This window comes from Bifidobacterium apicola (assembly GCF_042846865.1).
Classification (GTDB): domain Bacteria; phylum Actinomycetota; class Actinomycetes; order Actinomycetales; family Bifidobacteriaceae; genus Bombiscardovia; species Bombiscardovia apicola.
The window spans coordinates 1,561,527-1,584,372 of the sequence record NZ_BAAFQQ010000001.1 but is presented as its reverse complement, the minus strand read 5'-3'; the positions used below and the strand labels follow the sequence as shown (position 1 = coordinate 1,584,372).

Annotated in this window: 17 protein-coding genes and 3 tRNA genes; 7 read left to right on the top strand and 13 right to left on the bottom strand. The window is 59.8% G+C overall.

All coding sequences use genetic code 11. The features are described 5' to 3' along the window. Positions 1-99: 99 nt before the first annotated feature. Positions 100-1,110 carry a LacI family DNA-binding transcriptional regulator gene (locus ACGG9J_RS06495; protein WP_390134671.1) on the bottom strand — a complete coding sequence of 337 codons (1,011 nt, stop codon included), beginning with the start codon at positions 1,108-1,110 and terminating at the stop codon, positions 100-102. Continuing rightward, a complete protein-coding gene (locus ACGG9J_RS06490; protein WP_390134670.1) occupies positions 1,107-2,174 on the bottom strand; it encodes a LacI family DNA-binding transcriptional regulator in 1,068 nt (355 codons plus the stop codon). Before ACGG9J_RS06490 ends, ACGG9J_RS06495 begins: the two co-directional genes overlap by 4 nt. Before the next feature lie 301 nt (positions 2,175-2,475). On the opposite strand from ACGG9J_RS06490, the gene ACGG9J_RS06485 reads away from it, so the two are divergent. Together ACGG9J_RS06485 and ACGG9J_RS06480 are read left to right on the top strand one after the other, a co-directional pair. Further along, the gene (locus ACGG9J_RS06485) at positions 2,476-4,062 is read left to right on the top strand and encodes a mannitol dehydrogenase family protein (protein WP_390134667.1); all 1,587 of its coding nucleotides are present in this window, start codon (positions 2,476-2,478) and stop codon (positions 4,060-4,062) included. Between the two features lie 74 nt (positions 4,063-4,136). Continuing rightward, positions 4,137-5,264: a mannonate dehydratase gene (locus tag ACGG9J_RS06480; protein WP_390134665.1), complete on the top strand. Its 1,128-nt coding sequence runs from the start codon at positions 4,137-4,139 to the stop codon at positions 5,262-5,264. Between the two features lie 369 nt (positions 5,265-5,633). On the opposite strand, the gene ACGG9J_RS06475 is transcribed toward ACGG9J_RS06480, so the two are convergent. The 4 genes from ACGG9J_RS06475 to ACGG9J_RS06460 form a co-directional block, all read right to left on the bottom strand. Next, entirely contained in the window at positions 5,634-7,079 is a 1,446-nt protein-coding gene (locus tag ACGG9J_RS06475; RefSeq protein ID WP_390134663.1) for a tagaturonate reductase, read from the bottom strand. Between the two features lie 96 nt (positions 7,080-7,175). Next, on the bottom strand, positions 7,176-7,841 hold the full coding sequence (gene eda, locus ACGG9J_RS06470) for a bifunctional 4-hydroxy-2-oxoglutarate aldolase/2-dehydro-3-deoxy-phosphogluconate aldolase (protein ID WP_390134661.1): 666 nt from the start codon (positions 7,839-7,841) through the stop codon (positions 7,176-7,178). A gap of 92 nt (positions 7,842-7,933) precedes the next feature. Continuing rightward, complete coding sequence (locus ACGG9J_RS06465; RefSeq protein ID WP_390134658.1) at positions 7,934-8,938, bottom strand: sugar kinase; 1,005 nt, start codon at positions 8,936-8,938, stop codon at positions 7,934-7,936. Between the two features lie 240 nt (positions 8,939-9,178). Further along, on the bottom strand, positions 9,179-10,408 hold the full coding sequence (locus ACGG9J_RS06460) for an FAD-binding protein (RefSeq protein ID WP_390134656.1): 1,230 nt from the start codon (positions 10,406-10,408) through the stop codon (positions 9,179-9,181). Between the two features lie 385 nt (positions 10,409-10,793). Here ACGG9J_RS06460 and ACGG9J_RS06455 point away from each other — a divergent pair, with 385 nt between their 5' ends. The 5 genes from ACGG9J_RS06455 to ACGG9J_RS06435 all read left to right on the top strand — a co-directional run bounded on the left by ACGG9J_RS06455 (position 10,794) and on the right by ACGG9J_RS06435 (position 18,151). Next, positions 10,794-11,858: a uroporphyrinogen decarboxylase family protein gene (locus ACGG9J_RS06455; RefSeq protein WP_390134653.1), complete on the top strand. Its 1,065-nt coding sequence runs from the start codon at positions 10,794-10,796 to the stop codon at positions 11,856-11,858. Between the two features lie 50 nt (positions 11,859-11,908). Further along, positions 11,909-13,099, top strand: a complete 1,191-nt coding sequence (locus ACGG9J_RS06450) for an ABC transporter substrate-binding protein (protein ID WP_390134651.1) — start codon at positions 11,909-11,911, stop codon at positions 13,097-13,099. Positions 13,100-13,108: 9 nt separating this feature from the next. After that, a complete protein-coding gene (locus ACGG9J_RS06445; RefSeq protein WP_390134649.1) occupies positions 13,109-14,929 on the top strand; it encodes an ABC transporter permease in 1,821 nt (606 codons plus the stop codon). Further along, on the top strand, positions 14,926-16,707 hold the full coding sequence (locus ACGG9J_RS06440; protein WP_390134647.1) for an ATP-binding cassette domain-containing protein: 1,782 nt from the start codon (positions 14,926-14,928) through the stop codon (positions 16,705-16,707). Before ACGG9J_RS06445 ends, ACGG9J_RS06440 begins: the two co-directional genes overlap by 4 nt. Before the next feature lie 112 nt (positions 16,708-16,819). Continuing rightward, on the top strand, positions 16,820-18,151 hold the full coding sequence (locus ACGG9J_RS06435) for an O-acetylhomoserine aminocarboxypropyltransferase/cysteine synthase family protein (protein ID WP_390134645.1): 1,332 nt from the start codon (positions 16,820-16,822) through the stop codon (positions 18,149-18,151). 144 nt (positions 18,152-18,295) lie between these two features. Here the strand turns inward: ACGG9J_RS06435 and rpmG are convergent, their stop codons facing one another. From rpmG to nrdI, 7 genes are all read right to left on the bottom strand, one after another. Then, entirely contained in the window at positions 18,296-18,463 is a 168-nt protein-coding gene (gene rpmG, locus ACGG9J_RS06430) for a 50S ribosomal protein L33 (RefSeq protein ID WP_015022386.1), read from the bottom strand. A gap of 46 nt (positions 18,464-18,509) precedes the next feature. After that, positions 18,510-18,583, bottom strand: a tRNA-Met gene (locus tag ACGG9J_RS06425). Positions 18,584-18,587: 4 nt separating this feature from the next. After that, positions 18,588-18,659, bottom strand: a tRNA-Thr gene (locus ACGG9J_RS06420). Position 18,660: 1 nt separating this feature from the next. Further along, positions 18,661-18,742 (bottom strand) — tRNA-Tyr (locus ACGG9J_RS06415). A gap of 116 nt (positions 18,743-18,858) precedes the next feature. After that, entirely contained in the window at positions 18,859-19,854 is a 996-nt protein-coding gene (nrdF, locus tag ACGG9J_RS06410) for a class 1b ribonucleoside-diphosphate reductase subunit beta (protein ID WP_029678084.1), read from the bottom strand. Positions 19,855-20,024: 170 nt separating this feature from the next. After that, positions 20,025-22,220 (bottom strand): class 1b ribonucleoside-diphosphate reductase subunit alpha, encoded by a 2,196-nt coding sequence (gene nrdE, locus ACGG9J_RS06405; RefSeq protein WP_390134641.1) that lies wholly within the window; start codon positions 22,218-22,220, stop codon positions 20,025-20,027. Between the two features lie 51 nt (positions 22,221-22,271). Continuing rightward, on the bottom strand, positions 22,272-22,769 hold the full coding sequence (nrdI, locus tag ACGG9J_RS06400; RefSeq protein WP_390134638.1) for a class Ib ribonucleoside-diphosphate reductase assembly flavoprotein NrdI: 498 nt from the start codon (positions 22,767-22,769) through the stop codon (positions 22,272-22,274). Between the last annotated feature and the right edge of the window lie 77 nt (positions 22,770-22,846).

Sequence of the window (22,846 nt, the reverse complement as noted above, 5' to 3'; positions counted from 1 at the left end):
AGTCACACGATCGGAACTCACATATGCTATGCGTCAGCCTATGCGCGCTTGAAAAGACACGGTCATGATGTTGCCATGATTTGTCGGAACCCACCCTGATCAGGAATCTGACGCAGCCTTTCCCGTGCTTTCCCGGACGATCAGGCAGGAGGGGATCATGATGCTCTGCGGCAGATCGGTTCGGCCATTCAGCCGTTCCAGAAGAATGTCTGCTGCTGTCTTGCCCAGTTTCGGCGGGGTGTTGCCCACGCTGGACAATGGTGGATCACTGACTTGCGCCATAGTGTCGTTGTCGAATCCGATGATCACGTAATCGTCCGGACAGCGAATCCCCTGACGACGCATAGCAGCCATGAAGCCCAAGGCCATCAGATCATTGTGAGCAATAACGGCGCCTGTAGGATCATCCAGATACTGCTTGGCCAGGGCATACCCCCCGACAAAAGTGGGAAGACCCGGCCAAATTCGACGAACAGCCACCCCACGCTTGCGAAACTCTTCGTAGGTGTGATTCCACCTGACTCCAACCGACCAGGATGAAGAAGGCCCATCGAGATAGGTCACTCGTGAAAAACCCATGGAAACCAGCAGTTCAGCGGCTTGACGGATACCAGTGCCAATATCGATGGCCACACTGGGCACCCCACGCACGGTCCGGTTGACCACGACGATAGGCCTGGTCTGGGCGCACTTGCGGATCATAGCATCAGGCATTCTCGAGGAGGTCAGAATCACCCCGTCCACATAGGCGGCGATCTTGTTGAAGGCCGCCCGTTCCCTGCTGGCGCTTTCCTCGGATTCAGCGACGATAAGCGCGAATCCTGCCAGATTGAATTCGTGCTGTACAGAACGGATGATGTCAGAGAAGAACTGGTTGGCGATGTCCGGAACGATGATGGCGATCATGCCCCGCAGCGTCCTGGACGGAACCGTATCGACCGGTTCCGTATAGTACCCCAGTGCGTCGGCTGCAGCGAATATCCGCTTGGTTGTGGACGCACTGACCCTATCTGGCCGAGCGAATGCCCTAGATACCGTGGAGGGCGAAACGCCGGCCTTGTCGGCCACCTCTCTGATCGTCACGCGACTGGACCGGTTATGACCGCTCATGACCGAGATTCTCCCTCTGCCCCGTTTCGCCCCAAGGGCTTGCTCGACCTGGCACCAGTGCTCTGCCTGATGATCAGGCGGGCCGGAACTGTAGGGGCTACAGACAGGTTGGCTCCGGAAAGACGCTGCATAAGGAGATCGGCGGCCCCCCGCCCAAGGACTGAAAGGGACATATGAATGGTGGTCAGAGGCGGACTGCTCACCATGGACATGGTGTCGTTGTCGAACCCGATGACAGAAACATCACGAGGACACTCGCAGCCAAGCCGTCTCAGTGCCACGATCAGGCCGATAGCCATCAGATCGTTGTGGGCGATGACCGCTCCTGTAGGGTCGTCCAGATACTTCTCTGCGAAGGAATAGCCTCCGTAAAAGGTTGGAGCGCAAGGCAGCGAACGCTTGACGCTCATCCCCTTGGCATCGCATTCATTGAAGATGTGCCGCCACCGGATGCCCCCAGACCATGAGGCCGCCGGACCATCCAAATAGGTCAGGCTCCGGTAGCCCAATGAGTAGAGATAGTCGACCGCCTGGCACGCCCCCTTGGACACGTCGATGCTGATGCTGGAGACACCACGAACGTCACGGTTGACGCTGACCAGGGGACGCAGCTGGGCGCACTTGCGGATCATGGCATCGGGCATCCTAGGTGAGACCAGGATGATTCCCGAGACCACAGGGGCGACCGTATCGACGATCCTGCGCTCCCTGGTTATGGATTCCCGGGTATCAAGAATCAGGGTTTCAAAGCGGAAACGCTCGCACTCGTCCTGGATGCTGCGAATGACGCCGGTGAAAAACTGATTGCCCAGGTCGGGCACAATGACTGCCACCAGCCCCCTGCCCTGCGAACCTGACCGACTGTCGACGATATCGCTGTGATAGCCCAGCGAATCAGCGACCTGCTGAACCATTCGAGCCGTCGAAATGCTGACCCGATCCGGGCGCGAGAAGGTGCGTGAGACCGTTGAGGGAGAAACTCCGGCCTGGCGGGCAACGTCGTATATGGTGACGCGGCGGTTGTCCGCGGGGGAATCGCTATCCGAATCTGCTCCGGTCTTCATCTATATGTATCAGCCTTCCTTGTCTGCCCCAGATCGCATGAAATACACGCCAGCGACGCCGAGCACTTCCAGCTTTCAAGTATAAGTGACTTCTCGGCCCCATAGCAGCCGACAGCAGTCCGATGAGAAACAAACGGCAACTCCGAAAGCATACAGGCACTGACTTGATAGGTTCGGAAGCAGGATGGGCAAGCGGGTACGCCTGGTCTCCGCGATATGTTTCTCTTAATAAAGGAAGGCACTGATGCTTCACCTTAACGACGATATACATAATGAGTCAGCAGCATGGCAGAAGGCCGGCGTGACACTGCCAACCTACGACATCGAGGCCATGCGCCAAGCCACCAAGCGCTCGCCTTCCTGGGTCCACTTCGGGGCAGGCAACCTCTTCAGGGCAGTTCACGCCCCCATTGCCCAAAAACTTCTGGACTCAGGCGCCACCGACCGAGGCATATTGGCGGCCGAATCCTTCGACCCCGCCATCGTCGACCAGGCATACACTCCCTTCGACGACCGCTATCTTCAGGTGATCCTGAAAGCAGACGGATCCATGAAAACCTCCTTGGTCGCATCTGTTGCTGGCGCCTACCCGCTGGGCGAGGATCCGAAGCCGATGCATGATCTGAAGCAGGTCTTCCGCAATCCCAGCCTTCAGATGGTCACGGCGACCATCACCGAGAAGGGCTATGCCTTGGTCGATTCCCTAGGCCAGCCGCTGCCATGGATCGCTCCGGAGTTCGAGGGAGGTCCCGCAAAGGCCAAAAGCGCCATTGCAGTCATCACAGCACTCCTGCTGGAGCGTTACCAGGCAGGCGCCCTCCCCCTGGCCCTAGTCAGCACCGATAACTTCTCACAAAACGGAGAGCGGTTCGGTCAAGCCGTCAGGCAGATGGCCGACGAGTGGATTGAGAGGGGCCTTGCCGGAAAAGGTTTCGGGGATTATCTCAGGGACGGGGACAAGATCACCTTCCCGCTGACCATGATCGACAGAATCACTCCCAACCCTGACGCGGAAGTGGGTCGTCGTCTCAAGGCTCTGGGCATCGCCGATGCGGAACCCTTCCGGACTAGGGGCGGAACCGCTATGGCCCCATACACCAACACTGAGGAAACCTGGTATTGGGTGGTCGAGGACGACTTCCCTGCAGGCCGACCTCCGCTGGAGAAAGCGGGGGTTTACATGACCGACAAGGATACGGTCAATGCCGCCGACCAGATGAAGGTCACCACCTGTCTGAACCCCCTGCACACAGCCTTGGCCGTCTTCGGGATGCTCCTGGGGTATCCGACCATGTCGAAGACCATCGCCGACCCGGACCTTAAGGCCCTGGTCACTCGACTGGGCTACGTGGAGGGGCTGCCTGTGGTCGAGGACCCGGGCATCTTCTCCCCCAAGGAATTCCTCCGCCAAGTCATTGAGATCAGGGTTCCCAATCCTGGTCTGCCCGATACACCGGCACGCATCTGCGCCGACACCTCGCAAAAGATTCCGGTCAGGTACGGAATCACCATCAGCAAGTACATCCGATCCCAGGATCTTGACACAGCCGATCTGGAAGCCATCCCGCTGATAATCGCAGCCTGGCTGCGGCTGCTGATCGGTTCGGATGGCAATGGAACCGACGACGCCGGGCAGCTGGTCAAGCTGAGCCCAGACCCACGTCTGGAAGAGCTTCAAAGGATTCTGGCCGACATCCCACTCAATGGATCAGCCAAGAAGGAGACCCTGGCGACGACCATCAAGTCAATCCTGGCCGACACCTCCATTTTCGGAACAGATCTGAACGCCACCCCGTTGGCCGACAAAATCGAGACCTTCCTGGCCGCCATGTGCCAGGGCAATGGCGCCGTAGCGAACACCCTTCACAAAGCTGCAAGCGCCTGGTGACGCCGGCAGTCTACGGACCGAACAAGGCAGGCAATGACCGGGTCCGCCCGATTCGAATGTAAGGAGAGAACATCATGCACATGGGATTCCGCTGGTATGGCCAGGGCAACGACACCATCAGCCTGGATGACATTCGTCAGATTCCGGGGGTGGAGACCATTGTCTGGTCCCTTCATCATAAACAGGCCGGCGAGGTCTGGCAGCCGAACGAAATCGAAGAGGCCATGGCGGCAATCACCGAGTTGTCTGCCAGGGATAGGGCGGCAGGCATAACCAAGACCTTCAACGCCGACGTGGTTGAGTCGGTCAACGTTCACGAGTCCATCAAGACCGGTTCGACGGTCCTGGGAATGAGCCGCGACCAAGCCATTGACGCCTATATCGAGACCGTAGCCAACCTGGGCAAGGCAGGGGTCAAAGTCGTCACGTACAACTTCATGCCGGTCTTCGACTGGCTGCGCACGGAGATGTTCCACCCCTGCCCAGACGGGTCCACCGCCCTCTACTACAACCAGCACCAGGTGGACCAGCTCAGCCCCCAGGGCATCATCGACGAAACTTTGAAAGGGGCCGGATCCCTGACTGTGCCAGGCTGGGAACCTGAACGGCTTGCCCATCTGCCTGAACTGATGGAAGCCTATCAGGGAATGGACCACGAGCAGATGTACGCCAACTACAAGTACTTCCTGGATGCCGTGATCCCCACTTGCGAGCGCTACGGGGTCAAGCTGGCCGTCCATCCTGACGACCCCGCCTTCGACCTGTTCGGCTGGCCGCGTGTGGTCTCCAGCAAGGAGGGGATCCAGCGAGTGCTGGATCTGAATCCCAGCCCCTGCAACGGACTGTGCCTGTGCCTTGGATCCTTCTCCTCCAGAAGGGGCAACGACGCTGTGGATGCAGTCAAGACCTTCATGGACAGGATCTACTTCAGCCACGTGCGCAACATCCGATTCACCGACGATCAGGGCTCATTCTACGAGGTGGGCCACCGCGCCTGTGAGGGGAACGTAGACACCGTCGGCATCATGAAGGCCTACGCCGAGGCCGATTATCAGGGCTACATCCGCCCCGACCACGGACGGCATTTGTGGAGCGAGAACACGGAGGCCGGCAGACCGCGCCCGGGCTACGGCCTTTATGACCGCGCCATGGGCATCCAGTATCTGCTTGGAGTCTGGGACGCTTACCGCTACAACCGCTGATGAAGCAGAAAATAAACAAGCTCCCCTTGTCGTACTGCTCGGCAAGGGGGCTTTATTTTCTCATTGCCGCCATTTTCGCAGCTTATTGCTTGGTCTCATCGGTCGAGACAAGTCTCGACCGACGCAAAGCAGACCTGAAGATGAAGCAGACCGAAGATGCATCAGCAGAAATCCTGAACAATAAGCAAGTGTCTGATGCCAGTCTGGGTCAATCGCAAACCCGGTCTGGCATCAGACACGTATTCATTGTTCCCGTCAGGACCATGCCCTGAGGGAAGTCTCTTTCAACCTTGGAAAGCCGGCAGACTTGTAAATGCGAGAATCAAACCGCCCCTTGGCAGGAACTGATCCCTCGTCCGCACTGTTGGCTCATGCCAATCGGTCAATCAGGGGCTGGACGCCCCGGTCGGCCAAATCGTCCAAGTTCTTCCGGACAGCCTCCGCCAACCCTGCGATCCTGGTCAGGTCATGGCCCCAGACGGAGGCATCAGAAAGAATCCGGCTGACAAAGTCATCCTGACCAGCAGCCTTATGGAAGGCATCGATGACCTTTTGATCATCCTGAATCTTCACAGCATCACCGGCCTTGCCGCCATAAATCCACAAGAGGCAGGACAGCGCCAGGACGATGCGTTCCGGAAGCCCGCACCCCTGCTCTACGTTTGCCGTAACCAGCGGGAGAAGGCGTGAAACGAATTTGGAGACCGAGTTCAGCCCTATGGAATCCAGAGAATGCTGGACAAAGGGGTTGTCGAAACGCTCACGAACCGCAGCGGCGAAGTTCTCCAGCTCCTCCTTGGGCAGGGTCTGGACGGGGATGATCTCCTCCTCCATCTCGCGGGTGATGAAAGAGCGCATGGTCTTATCGCCCATGACCTGTCCTACAGTCTTGAATCCGGCCAGCCGAGCCACCTGAGCCATGGTGGTATGAGGACCATTGAGCAGATAAACCTTGCGCTCACGGTAAGGCTGCACAGCATCGCAGGTCACCAGGTCGATTCCGGCCTTCCGGGCGGGGAGCAGCTCATCAACCTTGCGCTGGGCGGTCTGGTCGCCGGCCACGACCCAGAGCAGGAAGGGCTCGGCCTTGACCATGTTCTGGTCCTCGTAGCCCAGCTTCTTCCAAAGCTCCTGTGCATCGTCGTGCGGGTAGCCGGGGACTATCCGATCCACGAGCGTGGATACGAAAGTGTTCTCCCGATCAAGCCAGTCAATGAAGTCCTTACCCCATCCGAACCGTTTGGCCACATCTACCAGAGCCCGGTGCAGGGCCGGACCGTTGTCCGCGATAAGCTCGCAGGGCATAATCAGGAAGCCTGGCATGGATCTGTCGAACCTGCGCTTGAGCAGGTGAGCCAACTTCGCCGGATATCCCGATGGCGGCTGGTCTGTGACCTTATCCCCATCGTTGACGGCAATTCCTGCTTCGGTGGTATTGGAGATGATGATCTGCGTATCAGAGTCATCCGCCAGAGCCAGGAACCCCTCCCAGTCCTGGTAGGGGTTGACTGTCTTGCCGATAGAGTCAATCAGCTCGTGGCTGCGGACGGGCTGTCCATCCTTAAGACCTTCCAGAATGACTGTATAGAGCCGATCCTGGTCCTCCAGGGCTTGGACTCTGCCGTTTTCAAGGGGCTGCACCACTGCTACGTTCCCATCCAACAAGCCCTTGTTGTTGAGCTGCTGAACTATCCAATCAACGAATGCCCTGAGGAAATTTCCTTCACCGAACTGGATGATCTTGATGGGTCGTTGAGCTGCCTGTGCATTGGTCAGCCCCAGATGCACGGCCACTGCTTCCTGTAATCTTTCCACAATGCTTCCTTTCCGTCCGTCTGCCTCCCGCCCATGCGGAAGATCCGGCCAGATCATCGAGCTTGGCGACCGATGACCGGCCCGGGATTCAGACACTCAGCCTTGCACAACCTGCCTGGCCTGGGCACAGGCATCAGCGACGGCCTTCCAGTCGCCCTGGCGCTGGGCCTGGGACGGTACGGGGAAACTCCCGCCCACAGCAAAGACGTTGGGCAGGTCGATGTATTCCCGAGCGTTCCCGAACCCCACTCCTCCGGTGGGCAGGAAGCTCATCTCGGCAAACGGACCGGAGAGCGCCTTCAAGGTCTTGATGCCGCCGTAAGCCTCGGCTGGGAAGAACTTAGTGAAACGCAGACCAAGATCATAGGCTTTCTCAATGTCGCTGGGAGTCGCCGTTCCAGGCAAGACCGGTATCCGGGAGCCCATGCACCAGTCGACCACAGCATCACTGAAGGCCGGGGAGACGATACCCTTGCAACCTGCCTCCACTGCCTGGCGCGCCTGGTCGACCGTGTGCACAGTTCCCGCCACCAGGGTCACCTCAGGCACCTGGTCGTGAATAGCCCGCATCCCGTCCAGGGCGGCAGCCGATCGGAAAGTGACCTCGGCGATGGGCACCCCGCCGGAGGCCAGGGCCTTGGCCAGCGGAACCGCTTCCTCGGGTGAATGCAGGGTCACCAGGGGGACCACTTTGATTGTTCTGATCAGATCGATCAATCCGATCCGGTCCTCCGATGTGTCCGTCTTGTCAAACTCGCTCATGCCTGCTTCCTTCTCTTGTGGAACTGAACTTGTGGAATCGAATCCATCGCTGGTCTATGGAGAGCTTCTGATTGCTGCCCGGATAAACCGGCTCAGCCAATCCGTCTGGCTGCCGCCCGCTGGTGTCCGGCAATAAAGTCAGTCAACTGGGCCTTGGTGGGCAAACCTTCGTTGTCGGATACCACCTGGGTCTGCATGGCACCAACAGCACACCCGCGTTCCAGCGCCTCGGACATGCGTCGACCTTCAAGCAGTGCCGACAACACGCCGGCTGCGAAGCCGTCGCCGGCACCGACTGTGTCCACTACCGAATCAACCTTGAAACCAGGAACGTAGACACCTTCGTGACCGTCCGTCGCATATGCTCCATCGGGCCCGTCCTTGACCACCGCATAACGGGCGCCATTGTCGATGAAAGCCTGACCGATATCGCGGACATTGTCGAGCCCGAACAGATGCCTGCCCTCGGAGATGCCTGGAAGCACCAGGTCAGCCTTGGCGCTTAAGGACAGGAGCGTCTGCTTCATTTGCTTGTCGCTCTTCCAAAGAGCCGGACGTTCGTTGGGATCAAAGGAAACGAAGATCTGATTGGCCCGTGACAGCTCAACCAGCGCATTGCTGGCTTCCAGGGCGCTTTCCGAAAGCGCCGGAAGGATTCCGGTCATATGCATCAGCGAGATGCCGCTGCAGTCGATGGCCTTGACATCGGCCGGCCCCAAAGCCGAAGCCGCCGATCCTTTGCGAAAGTAGTAAGTCTTGGGATCTCCCTGCTCTACCTTGGACTTCATCATAAAACCAGTGGATCGGGTGGAGTCCTTGCCGACCAAGGATGTGTCCAGGCTGTTCTGCCGCATAAAGTACAGGATTCGTTCGCCTATCGGATCCTGGCCTATGCGAGTCATATAGACCGGATGCTGGCCCAACCGCTCCAGGCCGATAGCCACGTTGAGCTCCGCACCAGCCACCGAGGCGCTGAAAGACCCGACCTCGCTGCAGGGCCCCTCCTCGCCAGCCGCGAAGAGCCCCATACCCTCGCCGACCAGGAGGACCTTGCCGGGACGGATGCCGCTGACCGCTATGTCGTGGGAAACCGCCATGCCATTCCTTCCATAACCAGGACTGATGGATCCGACAGGCCTGTCTCAACCCGCGCCCACGCGAGTGACGGTCCGATTGGTCCTTTGACGTTTTCAAACTATGTGATAGAGGGATGGCAGAGGAATATGTTGCCAGCTGTTGCTTGTCCTGGCATAGTTGATGGCACTTTTTAAAAAACAGACCCTCAGATCTTTGCATCGATCTGAGGGTCTGAAGAAACGAGGCTTGGGGGGCAGGGGCTACCAGGCCAAATCAATACCCGGAGTGACGGGTTCGGGAATCAGGCGGATGCCGAAGGTGGAATCCACGCCTTTCTGGATGGCACGGGCCAGGGCCACCATGTCGTCTGAGCGAGCACCTCCCCGGTTGGTCAAGGCCAGCGTGTGCACGTCGGACAGTGCGGCTGCCGACCCTTCTTCCAAGGCGAATCCCTTGTGGAAGCCTGAATGATCGATCAGCCAGGCCGCTGAGGTCTTGACCAACGCCGCGCCCTCGACAGGATAGCGCGGGGCATCCGCTGGCAGAGCATTCGCGGCCTCAGGGCTGATGATCGGATTGGTGAAGAAGCTCCCGCAGCTGTGGCGGTCAAGCAGCACCCGCTCGCCCCTAGGACCGTGAAGGTCATCCTGGACCGCCTCCAGAGCCTCTTCCAGGTCGGAGGTTCGACGACATGATCCCATCCATTTGGTCAGATACCGGTAGGGGTCCTCCAACATCCCCTTGCTTGCTCTGACGGTGAGAACCGCCTGGCGAATCCGCTCCAGGGGAAGGGTTGCTCCGGGCTCCACGCCCAGGGCCTTGGCCAACTGGGCCGAACCCACCCGAGCTTCTGATCCGTGTCGCAGGACCAGGGTGACCGAAAGAACCACGTAGCGCGGCGTGGGGAAGAACCGTGCATCAGGCACAGCCGGCGCCTGATACATGGTCTGCTTGAGCAGGGAGGCCCTGTACCCGAAATCGAGATCCGAGGCTCTCAGATAGGCAGTGACCTTGTCCTGGCGGTCCCAGACCTCGACCGAGTCGACAAGACGTCCGACCTCCTGGCCGTAGGCACCGATGTTCTGGACCACCGAGGCTCCTACAGTCCCAGGGATGCCGGATAGACCCTCTGCCCCGATCAGATGCATACGCACGCAGTATGAGACCAGATCATCCCAGTTGGTCCCAGCGGTGGCGTTGATGTGAACGGCGGGAACGCCGCCCTCAGGCGGAGCCACCTCGTCGGGAACGCTGATGTCCTGAAGGGTGTCACGCACAACCACGCCGGGAAAGTCCTGATCGGAGGCCAGCAGGTTGGACCCCCCGCCGATCAGGCATAGGGGCAACCCCTTGGAATCCGCGCCCTCCACAGCCTCGATCATGCCCACACGGCTTCGAGGCTGAACGAAAGCGGCCATGCTCCCGCCCACACCCACAGTGGTGATATCAGCGAAGGTTGGAATGGTGTCTCTGGAGGATACGTCAGACATGCAATTCACTGTATCATCGTCCCCTTATGAGGGCCTTTCCCGGGCAGGAGCAATGCCGGGACTGCCCACCAACCTTGGCAGCGACCAATTAGCCATGATCATAGGGGGAATCAAGACCGCATCCAGACGGCTGCAAAGTCCGGTCCGACCACCCTATCAGCTTTTCCTATAGCTTTTCCAAGACCCGCACTAGGCCAGGGGACGATTAGCGGCGATAGATATTACCTATATGGCGGGTCGTTGACCGGCCTGCTACCTGGGGGTTTTATGTGACAAGGGCTTTGGAAAGGGGAATCTCCAAAGCCCTGTTCCGGAGGAAGAGTACCGGAAATATCTGGACACCTGACCAGGCGTCCATAGGACACGCACCAGGAAATGAGCAGCAATGACAGAAGACAGAAGAACCCAGTTCCACCAGATAGCCCATGGCCAGGGGAATCAAGCTTGGCTGACCTCGGCCTGGCAACACCACATCGGGCACGAGTACGGTGCCGAGAATTTTGCCGCAGCCACCTTGGGCTTCGTTCGCAAGTGGGATTGGGACTGGGTCAAGATCAACCCAAGAGCCATCTACTACGCCGAGGTCTGGGATGCGGTCTACGACAGGGATCACTATGATTGGCTGATTCCGCGAACTGTCCGCACAGCCGTCCAAGAGGCAGGGGACATCGCCCGCATCGACTATCGTGACCCCGAAACCAACAAGGTGCTCCAAGAACAGATCCAGGCCGCCAGGGCTATCCGAGACGGCCTGGAGGACCGCGCAGTCATCGACACGGTCTTCTCCCCGCTCTCGGTCCTCCTTCTGTTGGCTGATCTCCCCCTCTATCCCGAGGGGCAGGGCTCCGCGCAGGAGGATGACAGGGATCTGAACAGACAGACGCTGATCTTCGACCAGCCCGAGGCGGCCAAGCAGGCGCTGGACAACATCGCCCGAACCCTTGCCGACTACGCAACACTGCTGGTCAGCCCTAAGGAGCAGGGCGGATCCGGTCTGGACGGCATCTTCTTCGCCGAGACCGGTCTGGCCAGCCATGGCTACTTCAACCAGGCACAGCTGGAGGAATGGGCCAAGCCCTATGACCGGATCGTGATTCAAGCGGTCAGACAGGCCAATCCGGAAGCCCTGGTCCTGGTGCATACCTGCCGGGAGGATGCCCATCCCGAAGAATTCACCGATCTGAATCCCGATTTTCTCCACTGGGACCAGTTCCGTTCAGGCAATCCTGAAATCAGCACCGACTTTCCTGCCGTGCCCGTTGGCGGAGCCGACTTCGAACTCTTCAACCCAGGCGGCGATGTGAACCAGATCCGCGAGGAATTGGACCAGACCATCCAGGCTCGTCAAGGCCATCCCTTCCTCCTGGCACCCTCATGCACCATTCCCACGCCCGCCGACGAGCAGGCCCTGCGCGTTCTGAGCGGAACCCGGGCCCCCAAGGAACTCTGAAACCGCAAACAACCCACCGACATCAACCGTAAAACTCCAAGGGAGACATCATGGTCATCACATCAAAACAGCACCGGCGGCATCGTGGCACCATCAGGGCAATGGTTGCCCTCATGATCACCATGGCCATGGCAGGAGCGCTGCCAGCCTGCGGATTGGGAGGCGACCAGGGCTCCTCTGCAGGATCGTCGGATCATGTGACCGTCGCTGCCATTTACCCTAAGACCGGTCTCTACGCCGAGTACGGAAAGATGTTCCAGCAGGGCTTTGACCTAGCCAAGGACCAGGTCAACAAGAAGGGCGGAATACAGGGCAAGCGCTTGGACATCGACTACTACGACACCCAATCAGATGCCAAACAGGATGCCGCCGTCGCCCCAAAGATCGCCTCCGACAAGTCAGTCATCGCCGTTGTGGGCGACTACTCCTCACCGGCCTCCTCAGCCGCATCGCCCATCTTCCAGCAGGCTGGACTGGTCCATTACGGCTTCAACAACTCCTCGCCGACCTTCACGAATTCTGGTGACCATGTATGGACACCTCAGATATCGCAGAAGACCTACCAGGAAGTGAATGCTGAAGCGGTGTCCAAACGAGCCAAGAAGATCTCCGTCGTCTATATAGAGAACGACTGGGGAAAGGAATCCTACCAATACTTCAAGGAGGCTGCGGAACGGCTCGGGGTGCAGATCGTCTACCAGTCCTCTTATCTGCCCGATTCCACGGACCTGACCCCGATACTGATCCCGGCCAAGAATGCTGCCCCCGAGGCGGTGGTGGACATCGGCTACGGGCCAGACGGGGCGCTGATCGCCAACACCCTGCGGGACAAACTGGACTATAAGGGACCCTTCTTCGGCGGTCAGGAGACCAAGGAGTTCCTCTCCTTGACTGGAGCGAATGCCCAAGGAGCCATCATCACCGGCGTTTTCTCGGCGACAGGCACCAAGGATGCGAAGGCCAAGGCTTTCGTCAAGAGCTTTGAAGACCGGTATCACACCGTCCCCGGCAACTTCGAAATCACTGCCTACCAGGCCATCATGGACCTGGCCTACGCGGGAGAGAAGACCAGCCCCACCAGGGAGGGCATCCAGGAGGCCTTAGGCAAAGTCAAGGACTTCCCGCTCTACCAAGGCCAGGGAGGGACTTTCCAGTTCAACACCCAGACTCGACGGGCGGATACGATCAAGCCCATCCTCCTTCAGGTGGATCAGGGCAAATTCAAACAGATCGAGGAGTGATCAGCGATCATGGTCGAGACGCTCTTTTCCGGACTCATCCACGGCGGCGTATACGCCCTGGCCGCAGTGGGCATGTCCCTGGTCTTCGGAGTGACCAATGTGGCCAACTTCGCACAAGGGTCACTGGTAGCGGTCGGCATGATGACAGGATGGTGGGTGGGCTCCACCCTAGGCTGGGGGCTCATCCCCACCATTCTGGCTGTCGTCCTGGTCACAGGCCTGGTTGGTCTGGTCACCAACCTCCTGGTCATCATCCCCCTGGAGGGCCGGCAGCCAATTGCAGCCCTCCTGGGCACCGTTGGCCTGGGACAGGTCCTGGATAACGGGATGCAGCTGATCTTCGGCTCTCAGACCAGGGCCTTCCCCCAGCTGCTGCCCACCCACAACCTGCATGCGCTAGGCATCAGCTTCGGCACCTCCGACCTGGTCATGGGTCTGGTCGCCCTGGCCAGCATGGCTGCGCTCTGGGCATTCTTGACCTACGGCAGGACCGGACAGGCCATCAGGGCCACCTCCCAGGATTCCCAGGCCGCATTGCAGATGGGGGTGCCTGTCACCTCCATTCGCACCATAGCCTTCGTTATCGGCTCGGTCCTGGCTGGTATCGCCGGAATTTTCATCGGTCTGTTCAAGACGAACATCAACCCCATGGACGGCAATGCCATCGGCATGACGGCCTTCGTGGCCGCTGCCATCGGCGGGCTGGGCTCCATCCCCGGAGCCATCATCGGCGGCCTGGTGCTGGGTTTGGCCGAGGCCGTAGGCGTAGGACTCTTTGGCGATGGCGTGCATGATCTGATCACCTTCGGCACCCTCCTGCTGGTTCTGATCCTCAAGCCCTCAGGATTCCTGGGACGCAAGGCAGACATGGGCAAGGAGCCCATGACCGGAACACTCCCGGAAGCCGCCAGACCCATCCGACTGCCGCTTTGGGCCAACCTCGGCCTTGCAGCAGCCGCCCTGGCTACCCCCTTCATTTTCTCCGACCATCTGGCCGGCATCGGAACTCAGGTTGCCATATATGCCATTGCCGCAGTGGGCCTGACGCTGATCTCGGGCTCGGCCGGGCAGACCATCCTGGGCTTGGCGGGACCTGTGGCCGTAGGGGCCTACGCCTCGGCTCTGCTGACCATGCGTCTGCATTGGCCCTTCATGCTCTCCTTGCTGGGTGCGGCCGTCATCGCCGCTCTGGCTGCGTCCCTGCTGACATTCCCGGTTTGGAAGCTCAGTGGCCACTATGTGGCTATCGCCACCATAGGGGTGGGAGCAGTCATGGTCGCCATCATCCGCATCTGGGAACCTCTGACCAGGGGCTCGCTAGGGCTGCAGGGCATTCCCCTGCCAACATTCCTGGGCAAGCCGCTCTACACCCAGCAGATGCAGTACCTACTGGATCTAATCATCCTTCTTCTGGTCCTCGCAGTGATCTCTCGGATCAGGTCCTCACATCTGGGCCACGTCTTCGAAGCCATCGGCGAGGACGGACAAGCGGCCTGGTCCCTGGGGATCAGGACAGGGGCCTACAAGGCGCTGGCCTACGCCCTGGCATGCGGATCGGCGGGTATCGCAGGCGCCCTGCTGGCGCACCAGTACACCTACATCGATCCGACCCTCTTCAACCCGACCATGTCGACCCTGATTCTGACCATCATCGTCCTGGGCGGCATGAAGTCCCCGACAGGAGCCGTGATCGGCTCCCTGATCCTGGTAGGCGCCCCCGAACTGCTGCGCATCCTGCCCGAGGTGAGAATCATGGCCTACGGACTCGTCCTGATCATCTTCATCATCTGCAGACCACAGGGTCTGTTCTCAACCAAAAGGAGGGCATGATGACGGACAGCCGGCACAATCCCGAACCTGTACGCGACAATGCTGATCAGCCCCTGCTCAGCGTGCGCAATCTGAGCAAGAGCTTCCAGGGACTGCAGGCAGTGGCCGACGTGAACATGGATCTGGCATCCGGCCAGGTGATAGGCATTATCGGCCCCAACGGATCAGGCAAGTCCACGACCATCAACCTGATCTGCGGCTTTCTCAAGCCCGACTCGGGCCAGATCAGCCTTAAGGGGCGCACCGTGACCGGCCTGCCCGCTACGGACATGGCCGAGCAGGGGGTGTCCCGCACCTTCCAGAACGGCAGGGTCTTTCCGACCATGAGTGTTGAGGAGAATGTGGCCGTAGGATTCCATAGACACCTGGAAGCCCGCAGGCCCTTTCGCCGCCTGGAGCGGTGGCCCATCCTGCGATGGATCCCCCTGCTCACGCAGACCTGGCTGACGCTGGTGCCCGGTCCCGCCTGCCGGAGGGAGGCGGTCGTCGAGCGCAAGGCCGTCCAGTCCGAAATCGACAGATTCAGCGAGCGCCTGGAGGAACATCGCACCCAGGCCGCCTACACACTCTCCTACGCCAACCGGCGACGCACCGAGATAGCCAGAGCCCACGTCAGCTCCCCCGACATCCTGGTTTTGGACGAGCCCACGGCAGGAATGAACCAGTCGGAGACTGCCGAGGTGCTGCAGCAGCTCCTGGAACTCAAGGCCCAGGGGCAGACCATGCTCCTGGTCGAGCATAAGATCGACCTGATCGAAGCACTGTGCGATCAGGTCATCGCCATGGACGGCGGCAGGATCATCGCCTCCGGACCTCCCAAGCAGGTCAGTGCCGATCCCCGCGTCATCACCGCATACCTGGGTGACCGCAGACCCCGCAACGATGCCCCCATGAACGGGCAGGCGAATGTCTTGGCCCGGCAGAACGCCCTGGCCCCGGTCACTGCTGCAGAACAGATCGATGGGCAGGATCACGGCAGTGCAGGAACCGGGCTGAAGCCCAAAGCTGATGTCCATGCTGACAGCGAGGGGAAGCCAACCGCCGAGGAAGATCGAACATTGCTCTCCCTGGATGCCGTCGATGTGAGCTATGGCCCGGTCAAGGCCCTGGACCATGTCAGTCTTCGCGTTCCCCAAGGCGGCATCGTCTCCCTCCTTGGCGGAAACGCTTCAGGCAAGTCCACAACCATGAAGACCATCCTGGGCCTGCTGGCTCCTAAGAAGGGAACCATCCGTTTGGATGGACGGGAAATCACCCACACCCCCACCAAGGATCGGGTCCGTTCCGGCATCGCCTCGGTGCCTGAGGCGAGAAGGGTCTTCGCCGCCATGAGCGTGGAAGAGAACCTGCGTATGGGCGCCTACACCCAAAGGGAACGCAGTCAGATCGAGCAGGATCTGGATGCTATATATGAGCGTTTCCCCCGCCTGGCCGAACGTCGTGGGCAGCAGGCCGGCACCCTTTCAGGAGGCGAACAACAGATGCTGGCCTTCGGCAGGGCCCTGATGAGCCATCCCCGGTTGATATGCATGGACGAGCCGACCATGGGTCTCTCGCCCAAGCTGGTCGACCAGGTGCTTGAGCAGATCGCCTCCCTTCGCGACCAGTTGGGCATCTCCATCCTTCTGGTCGAGCAACAGGCCGAGCTGGCCCTGTCCATCGCCGACTACGGGTACGTGCTGCAGAACGGCCTGATCCGTCTGGAGGGGCCCGCCCGACAGCTCTTGAATGATGAACGTGTCCGCCAGGCTTACCTGGGCAAGGCAACCTCCCGATAGCGAGCAATAAGGAACACCTATGAGCGGAGCCTTGCCCGAGACCCTGAAAGCAGATTCGATGGTGGACTAGCGAGGGATTCACGACCAGACACAAGCAGAGGAAGACACCCGCATGAGCAAAGGATTTGCAACAAAAGCCGTCCATGACGGCTATGACTGTCAAAGCCTGGGCGGAGGCGCGGCCAGCGTCCCCATTTACCAGTCGGCCGCCTTTGACATGGTCACCGCCGACCGGGGAGACGCTCTGGCCGCCGGCGAAATTCAAGGGTTCTCTTACTCCCGCCTGGCCAACCCCACGGTCAAGGTCCTGGAGGAGCGCCTGGCCAGCTTGGAGGGTGGCAAGGGGGCTGTGGCCATGGCCTCAGGGATGGCCGCCGTCTCGTCAGCTCTCATGTGCGCAGCCGAAGACGGCGGAAGGCTGATCTCCCCTGTCGATCTTTATGGAACCTCCGTGGATGCCATGAAGACCTTCTTCCCCAACTTCGGCATCGAAACGGATTTTGTGGACGATATCAACGACCTTGACGCGGTGGAATCCCTGATCCAGGACAACACCAGGGCTATCTTCGCCGAGTCTGTGGCCAATCCGTCCACAGCCATAGCCGACATCCCCGGTCTGGCTGACCTGGCCCATCGGCATGGGCTTGCCCTGATCATCGACAATACGGTGCCCACGCCGTATCTGCTCAACCCGATCGACTTCGGTGCCGACATCGTCATCCACTCGACCACCAAGGGAATCTGCGGCCACGGCAACGCCCTGGGTGGGGTCATCGTGGATGCAGGACGGTTTGACTGGGGCAACGGCCGCTTCCCGCAGATGAGCCAGCCCGAACTGATCATCAGCGACGAGCGGCACGGTTCCATGGTCAGCTTTCTGGATGCCTTCGGCAAGATGGCCTTTCTCCACAGGGTCCATACCAAGTATCTGCACACCTTCGGAGCGGTCATGAGCCCCTTCACCGCCTACCTGCAGCTGACAGGCCTTGAGACCCTGGCCCAGCGGGTCGCCACCGAGGTGAAGACTGCGACAACCCTGGCCCGCCACCTGCTGACCATTCCCCAGGTGGGGCAGGTCAATTATTCAGGCATTCCCGAGGGTCGGCACCAGGGCGATGCGGACCAGCAAGACCATCTGGCATCGACCTTGCTGCCCAAGGGCGTCGGCACGATCCTGTCTTTCAAAGTCCAGGGAAGCTACGAGCAGGTCAAGCGCATCGTGGACTCGGTGCATCTCATGAGCTACATGCCTAACATCGGCGACTGTCGCACCCTGATTGTGGACCCGGCCAGGATCACCCATAGGGAGGTCCCAGGCCCTTACCGTCTCAGCGCCGGAGTGGGTGACGACCTGATTCGAATATCCGTAGGCCTGGAGAACCCGGACGACCTGATCGCCGACCTGGATCAGGCCTTTGCTGCAGCCTACCAGGACACTCTCTAAAGGTTGGGTCTTCCTGCATCACAAAGCCTGTTCTGCTCCCAAAATCATCCTCGGATAATGCGGAGCAGCCATATATGCGAATTTGTATAAAAAAGAACCCGGCCAAATGGTCGGGTTCCGATGAAGCCAAAAGACGGGAAGAACTCAGCGGGTCTCCCGGTGCAGGGTATGCTTGCCGCAACGGGGGCAGAACTTCTTGAGCTCCAGACGGTCAGGAGTGTTACGACGGTTCTTGGTCGTAATGTAGTTACGCTCCTTGCACACGGTGCACGCCAGCGTAATGCCAGGACGGATATCTGCGGCTTTTGCCATGGTTCACCTCTATAGTCGTTGCACGACCGACGTATGTCGGCCACAGTAGCGAGGAAGAGACTCGAACTCTTGACCTTACGATTATGAGTCGTACGCTCTAGCCAGCTGAGCTACCCCGCCAGAGAGCCTCGGGTGAGAATCGGACTCACGACCTCTTCCTTACCAAGGAAGTGCTCTGCCACTGAGCTACCGAGGCGTGGCGGATAGAGGATTCGAACCTCTGAAGCATTACGCGGCTGATTTACAGTCAGCTCCCTTTGACCGCTTGGGAAATCCGCCATGCCGCACTAGAACCGGAGCTCCGTACGGCAACTTGCCTATGATGACATGTTTTTTCGTTTTTCGCAAGTCCCGCTCCAACGTCGTGTCCCTCGCGTCGGAGCGGGACAGACAGATCAGAAATCCCAGTCGTCGTCGTCCGTCTCCACGGCCTTGCCCATGACATAGGAGGAGCCCGAGCCGGAGAAGAAGTCGTGGTTTTCGTCCGCATTGGGGCTCAGCGACGCAATGATGGCCGGATTCACGTCGGTGGTGTCCGAGGGAAAGAGTGCCGGATAGCCCAGATTCATCAGGGCCTTGTTGCCGTTGTAGCGCAGGAACTTGGTGACGTCCTCCACCAGGCCCACCCCGGAGTACAGGCTCTCGGTGTACTCCACCTCGTTGTCGTACAGGTCGCCCAGGAGCTCATAGGTATAGTCGCTCATGGCCTGACGCTCGGAGTCAGACACCTTGGCCAGCCCCTTCTGGTACTTGTAGCCGATGTAGTAGCCGTGAACAGCCTCGTCGCGGATGATCAGACGGATCAGATCGGCTGTGTTGGTCAGCTTGGCATGGCTGGAGAAGTACATGGGCAGGTAGAAGCCCGAGTAGAAGAGGAAGGACTCCAGCAGGGTGGAGGCCACCTTGCGCTTCAGGGGGTTGTCGCCCTCGTAGTAGTCCAGGACGATCTGGGCCTTGCGCTGGAGGAACTCGTTGTGCTCGCTCCACTCGAAGGCGGCGTCGATCTGAGGCGTAGAGGCCAGGGTGGAGAAAATTGAGGAGTAGGACTTGGCATGGACCGACTCCATGAAGGCGATGTTGGTGTAGACCGCCTCCTCATGGGGGGTCAGTGCATCCGGGATCAGGCTGACGGCACCCACGGTCCCCTGGATGGTGTCCAGAAGGGTCAGCCCGGTGAAGACCCGCATGGTCAGAGTGTGCTCCTCCTCGCTCATGGCCTGCCAGGAGGGCAGATCATTGCTGACAGGAACCTTCTCGGGCAGCCAGAAGTTGCCGGTCAGACGGTCCCAGACCTCCAGGTCCTTCTCGTCCTCCAGACGGTTCCAGTTGATGGCGGAGACCCGGTCGATCAGCTTCAACGGCTGCCGGGGAATGGAAATGGGTGGGACCATAGTTGATTTGCTCCTTGTTGGATGGATGTCGACAGTGCGACGCGGATCATGACCGGACAGTCAGTCTACCGCATGAGCGGACCCGACCTGTGGATGCGGATCCGAAAGGACCGGCACCGTTGTGAAAGGCGGTACCGGCCTGGAATCTCCTATGCTTCAGGACATGCGCCCTAGAGCATGCAGCTGACGCAACCTTCGACCTCGGTGCCCTCCAAGGCCTGCTGGCGGATCCTGATGTAGTAGAGGGTCTTGATCCCCTTGCGCCAAGCGTAGATCTGAGCCTTGTTCAGGTCGCGGGTGGTGGCGGTGTCAGGGAAGAAGAGGGTCAGCGAGAGCCCCTGATCCACATGCTGGGTGGCCTCGGCGTAGGTGTCCACGATCTTTTTCCAGCCGATCTCGTAGGCATCCTCGAAGTAGTCCAGGTTCTCGTTGGTCATGTAGGGGGCCGGGTAGTAGACGCGCCCGATCTTGCCTTCCTTGCGGATCTCGATCTTGGAGGCAATAGGGTGGATGGAGCTGGTGGAGTGGTTGATGTAGGAGATGGACCCGGTCGGGGGGACGGCCTGGAGGTTCTGGTTGTAGATGCCGTCCTTGAGGATGGCCGCCTGAAGCTCCTTCCAGTCCTCAACCGTGGGGATGTGGACCTGGTACTGGTCGAAGAGGTCCTTGATCCGCTGGGTCCTGGGCTCCAGGGAACGGCTGCCATCGGTGTACTTGTCGAAGTAGTTCCCCTGGCCTGCCGGCTTGGCGTAGTCGGACTTGGAGAAGGAAGCGAAGGCCTTCCCCCGCTCTACGGCCAGGGCGTGGGAGGCCCTGTAGGCGTGGTAGGCCACGGTCATGAAGTACATGTCCGTGAAGTCCAGCCCCTCTTCGGATCCGTAGTGGATGCCTTCGCGGGCTAGGAAACCGTGGAGGTTCATCTGACCCAGGCCGATGGCATGGCCTTCGTCATTGCCCCGCTTGATGGAGGGGACGGCCTCGATGTTGGTGTGGTCGGAGACGGAGGTCAGGGCCCGCACCGAGGTCTCGACCGTATCGGCCAGGCCGCCGTCCATGGCCTTGGCGATGTTAAGGGACCCCAGATTGCATGAGATGTCGCGGCCGATATGCTCATAGTTCAGGTTCTCGGAGTAGGTGCTGGGCTCCTGGACCTGCAGGATCTCCGAGCAGAGGTTGGACATGGTGATCCGGCCATCGATGGGATTGGCCTTGTTGACTGTGTCCTCGAAGAGGATGTAAGGGTATCCGGACTCGAACTGGATCTCGGCCAGGGTCATGAAGAAGTCGCGGGCATCGATGTACTTCTTGTGGATCCGCTTGTCCTTGACCATCTCCTCATAGTGCTCGGTAATGGGAATGTCGGCAAAGGGCTTGCCGTAGACCCGCTCCACGTCGTAAGGCGAGAAGAGGGCCATAGGCTCCTTGCGCTTGGCCAGCTCGAAGGTGATGTCAGGGATGACCACACCCAGGGCCAGGGACTTGATGCGGATCTTCTCGTCCGCATTCTCCCGCTTGGTATCCAGGAAGCGCATGATGTCGGGGTGATGGGCCGACAGGTAGACGGCGCCTGCACCCTGGCGGGCGCCCAGCTGGTTGGCATAGGAGAAGGAGTCCTCCAGGAGCTTCATGACCGGGACCACGCCGCTGGACTGGTTCTCAATGTGCTTGATGGGCGCGCCCATCTCGCGCAGGTTGCTGAGCAGCAGGGCCACGCCGCCGCCCCTCTTGGACAGCTGCAGGGCGGCGTTGACGCCGCGGGAGATGGACTCCATGTTGTCTTCGATGCGCACCAGGAAGCAGGAGACCGGCTCACCGCGCTGGGCCTTGCCCAGGTTAAGGAAGGTGGGGGTGGCGGGCTGGAAGCGGCCGGAAATGATCTCGTCCGTGTACTTCATGGCGGCCTGCTCGTCCCCGTCGGCCAGCTCCAGGGCCACGGCCACGCAGCGCTGGGGGAAGTCCTCCAGGTAGCGCTTGCCGTCGAAAGTCTTCAGCGCATAGGAGGTGTAGAACTTGAAGGCGCCCAGGAAGGTCTCGAATTCGAAGCCGCTCTCGGCTGCATGCTTGTAGATCTTGTCCAGGAATTCAGGGGTGTAACGATCAAAAACCTTCCGGTCGTAGTACTCGTGGTCCAGAAGGTAGGCAATCCTCTCAGCTGTGGAAGGGAAGGCCATGGTGTTGGTCCGCACATGCTTGTCCATATACTGGCGCTCGGCCTCGCGGTCCTTGTCGAACTGGATCCTGCCGTCCTTGTCGTACAGGTTCAGCATGGCGTTCAGGGCATGGTAGTCGTGAGCCGGATCGAAGGTCTCCTCATCCTCGGATGCGGTCCTGTCCAGGCCCAGGGATGTGTCCTCGTTTGCTCCCATCGGGTGTCCTTTCATGAATGTGACGGTGATGATACGTGTAATGAAACCGACTCAGGATTCGGGGTGGTTGCGGAAGAAATCCACAACCCCGCGGCGGACCTTCTCCTGGTCCTCCTTGGTGCCCATGAGCTCGAAATAGTAGAGGAAGGGCACATTGCACTTGCGGGAGATGATGTCCCCCGCCATGCAGAAGGCCTCCCCGAAGTTGGTGTTGCCCGAGGCAATGACCCCGCGGATCCCGGCCCGGTTGGCCGGGTCGTTCAGAAAGCGCTTGATCTGGGGCATGACCGCCTTCTTGGCCGATCCGCCTCCGTATGTCGGGACGATCAGGATGTAGGGCTGGCGAATGTTGAGCGGCGGATCCTTTGGCCTTAGAGGGATGCGGAAGACATCTATCCCCTCTTCATCCAAGCGGCAGTTGGCGATGAACCGGGCGGTGTTGCGCGAGGCCGATGAGAAGTAGACCACGGCCCCCAGGCGCTGACCCTGGGCAGCGAACTCGGGAGCGCTGAGCTCCGAATCAGTTCCGGCAGTCTGCTGTTGCTCCATGCTTCCTCCTGAGCAGGCCATCCCGAGCCTGTCTTGACAGTGATGCCCGCTCTGGAGACGGACCATTCAGCACCCGC

Excerpts from the sequence above, each read along its gene's own strand:
- ACGG9J_RS06495 (WP_390134671.1), bottom strand. The coding sequence starts at position 1,110 with ATGAGCGGTCATAACCGGTCCAGTCGCGTGACGATCAGAGAGGTGGCC.
- ACGG9J_RS06490 (WP_390134670.1), bottom strand. The coding sequence starts at position 2,174 with ATGAAGACCGGAGCAGATTCGGATAGCGATTCCCCCGCGGACAACCGC.
- ACGG9J_RS06480 (WP_390134665.1), top strand. The coding sequence starts at position 4,137 with ATGCACATGGGATTCCGCTGGTATGGCCAGGGCAACGACACCATCAGC.
- eda (WP_390134661.1), bottom strand. The coding sequence starts at position 7,841 with ATGAGCGAGTTTGACAAGACGGACACATCGGAGGACCGGATCGGATTG.
- ACGG9J_RS06465 (WP_390134658.1), bottom strand. The coding sequence starts at position 8,938 with ATGGCGGTTTCCCACGACATAGCGGTCAGCGGCATCCGTCCCGGCAAG.
- ACGG9J_RS06460 (WP_390134656.1), bottom strand. The coding sequence starts at position 10,408 with ATGTCTGACGTATCCTCCAGAGACACCATTCCAACCTTCGCTGATATC.
- ACGG9J_RS06455 (WP_390134653.1), top strand. The coding sequence starts at position 10,794 with ATGACAGAAGACAGAAGAACCCAGTTCCACCAGATAGCCCATGGCCAG.
- ACGG9J_RS06450 (WP_390134651.1), top strand. The coding sequence starts at position 11,909 with ATGGTCATCACATCAAAACAGCACCGGCGGCATCGTGGCACCATCAGG.
- ACGG9J_RS06445 (WP_390134649.1), top strand. The coding sequence starts at position 13,109 with ATGGTCGAGACGCTCTTTTCCGGACTCATCCACGGCGGCGTATACGCC.
- ACGG9J_RS06440 (WP_390134647.1), top strand. The coding sequence starts at position 14,926 with ATGATGACGGACAGCCGGCACAATCCCGAACCTGTACGCGACAATGCT.
- ACGG9J_RS06435 (WP_390134645.1), top strand. The coding sequence starts at position 16,820 with ATGAGCAAAGGATTTGCAACAAAAGCCGTCCATGACGGCTATGACTGT.
- rpmG (WP_015022386.1), bottom strand. The coding sequence starts at position 18,463 with ATGGCAAAAGCCGCAGATATCCGTCCTGGCATTACGCTGGCGTGCACC.
- nrdF (WP_029678084.1), bottom strand. The coding sequence starts at position 19,854 with ATGGTCCCACCCATTTCCATTCCCCGGCAGCCGTTGAAGCTGATCGAC.
- nrdE (WP_390134641.1), bottom strand. The coding sequence starts at position 22,220 with ATGGGAGCAAACGAGGACACATCCCTGGGCCTGGACAGGACCGCATCC.
- nrdI (WP_390134638.1), bottom strand. The coding sequence starts at position 22,769 with ATGGAGCAACAGCAGACTGCCGGAACTGATTCGGAGCTCAGCGCTCCC.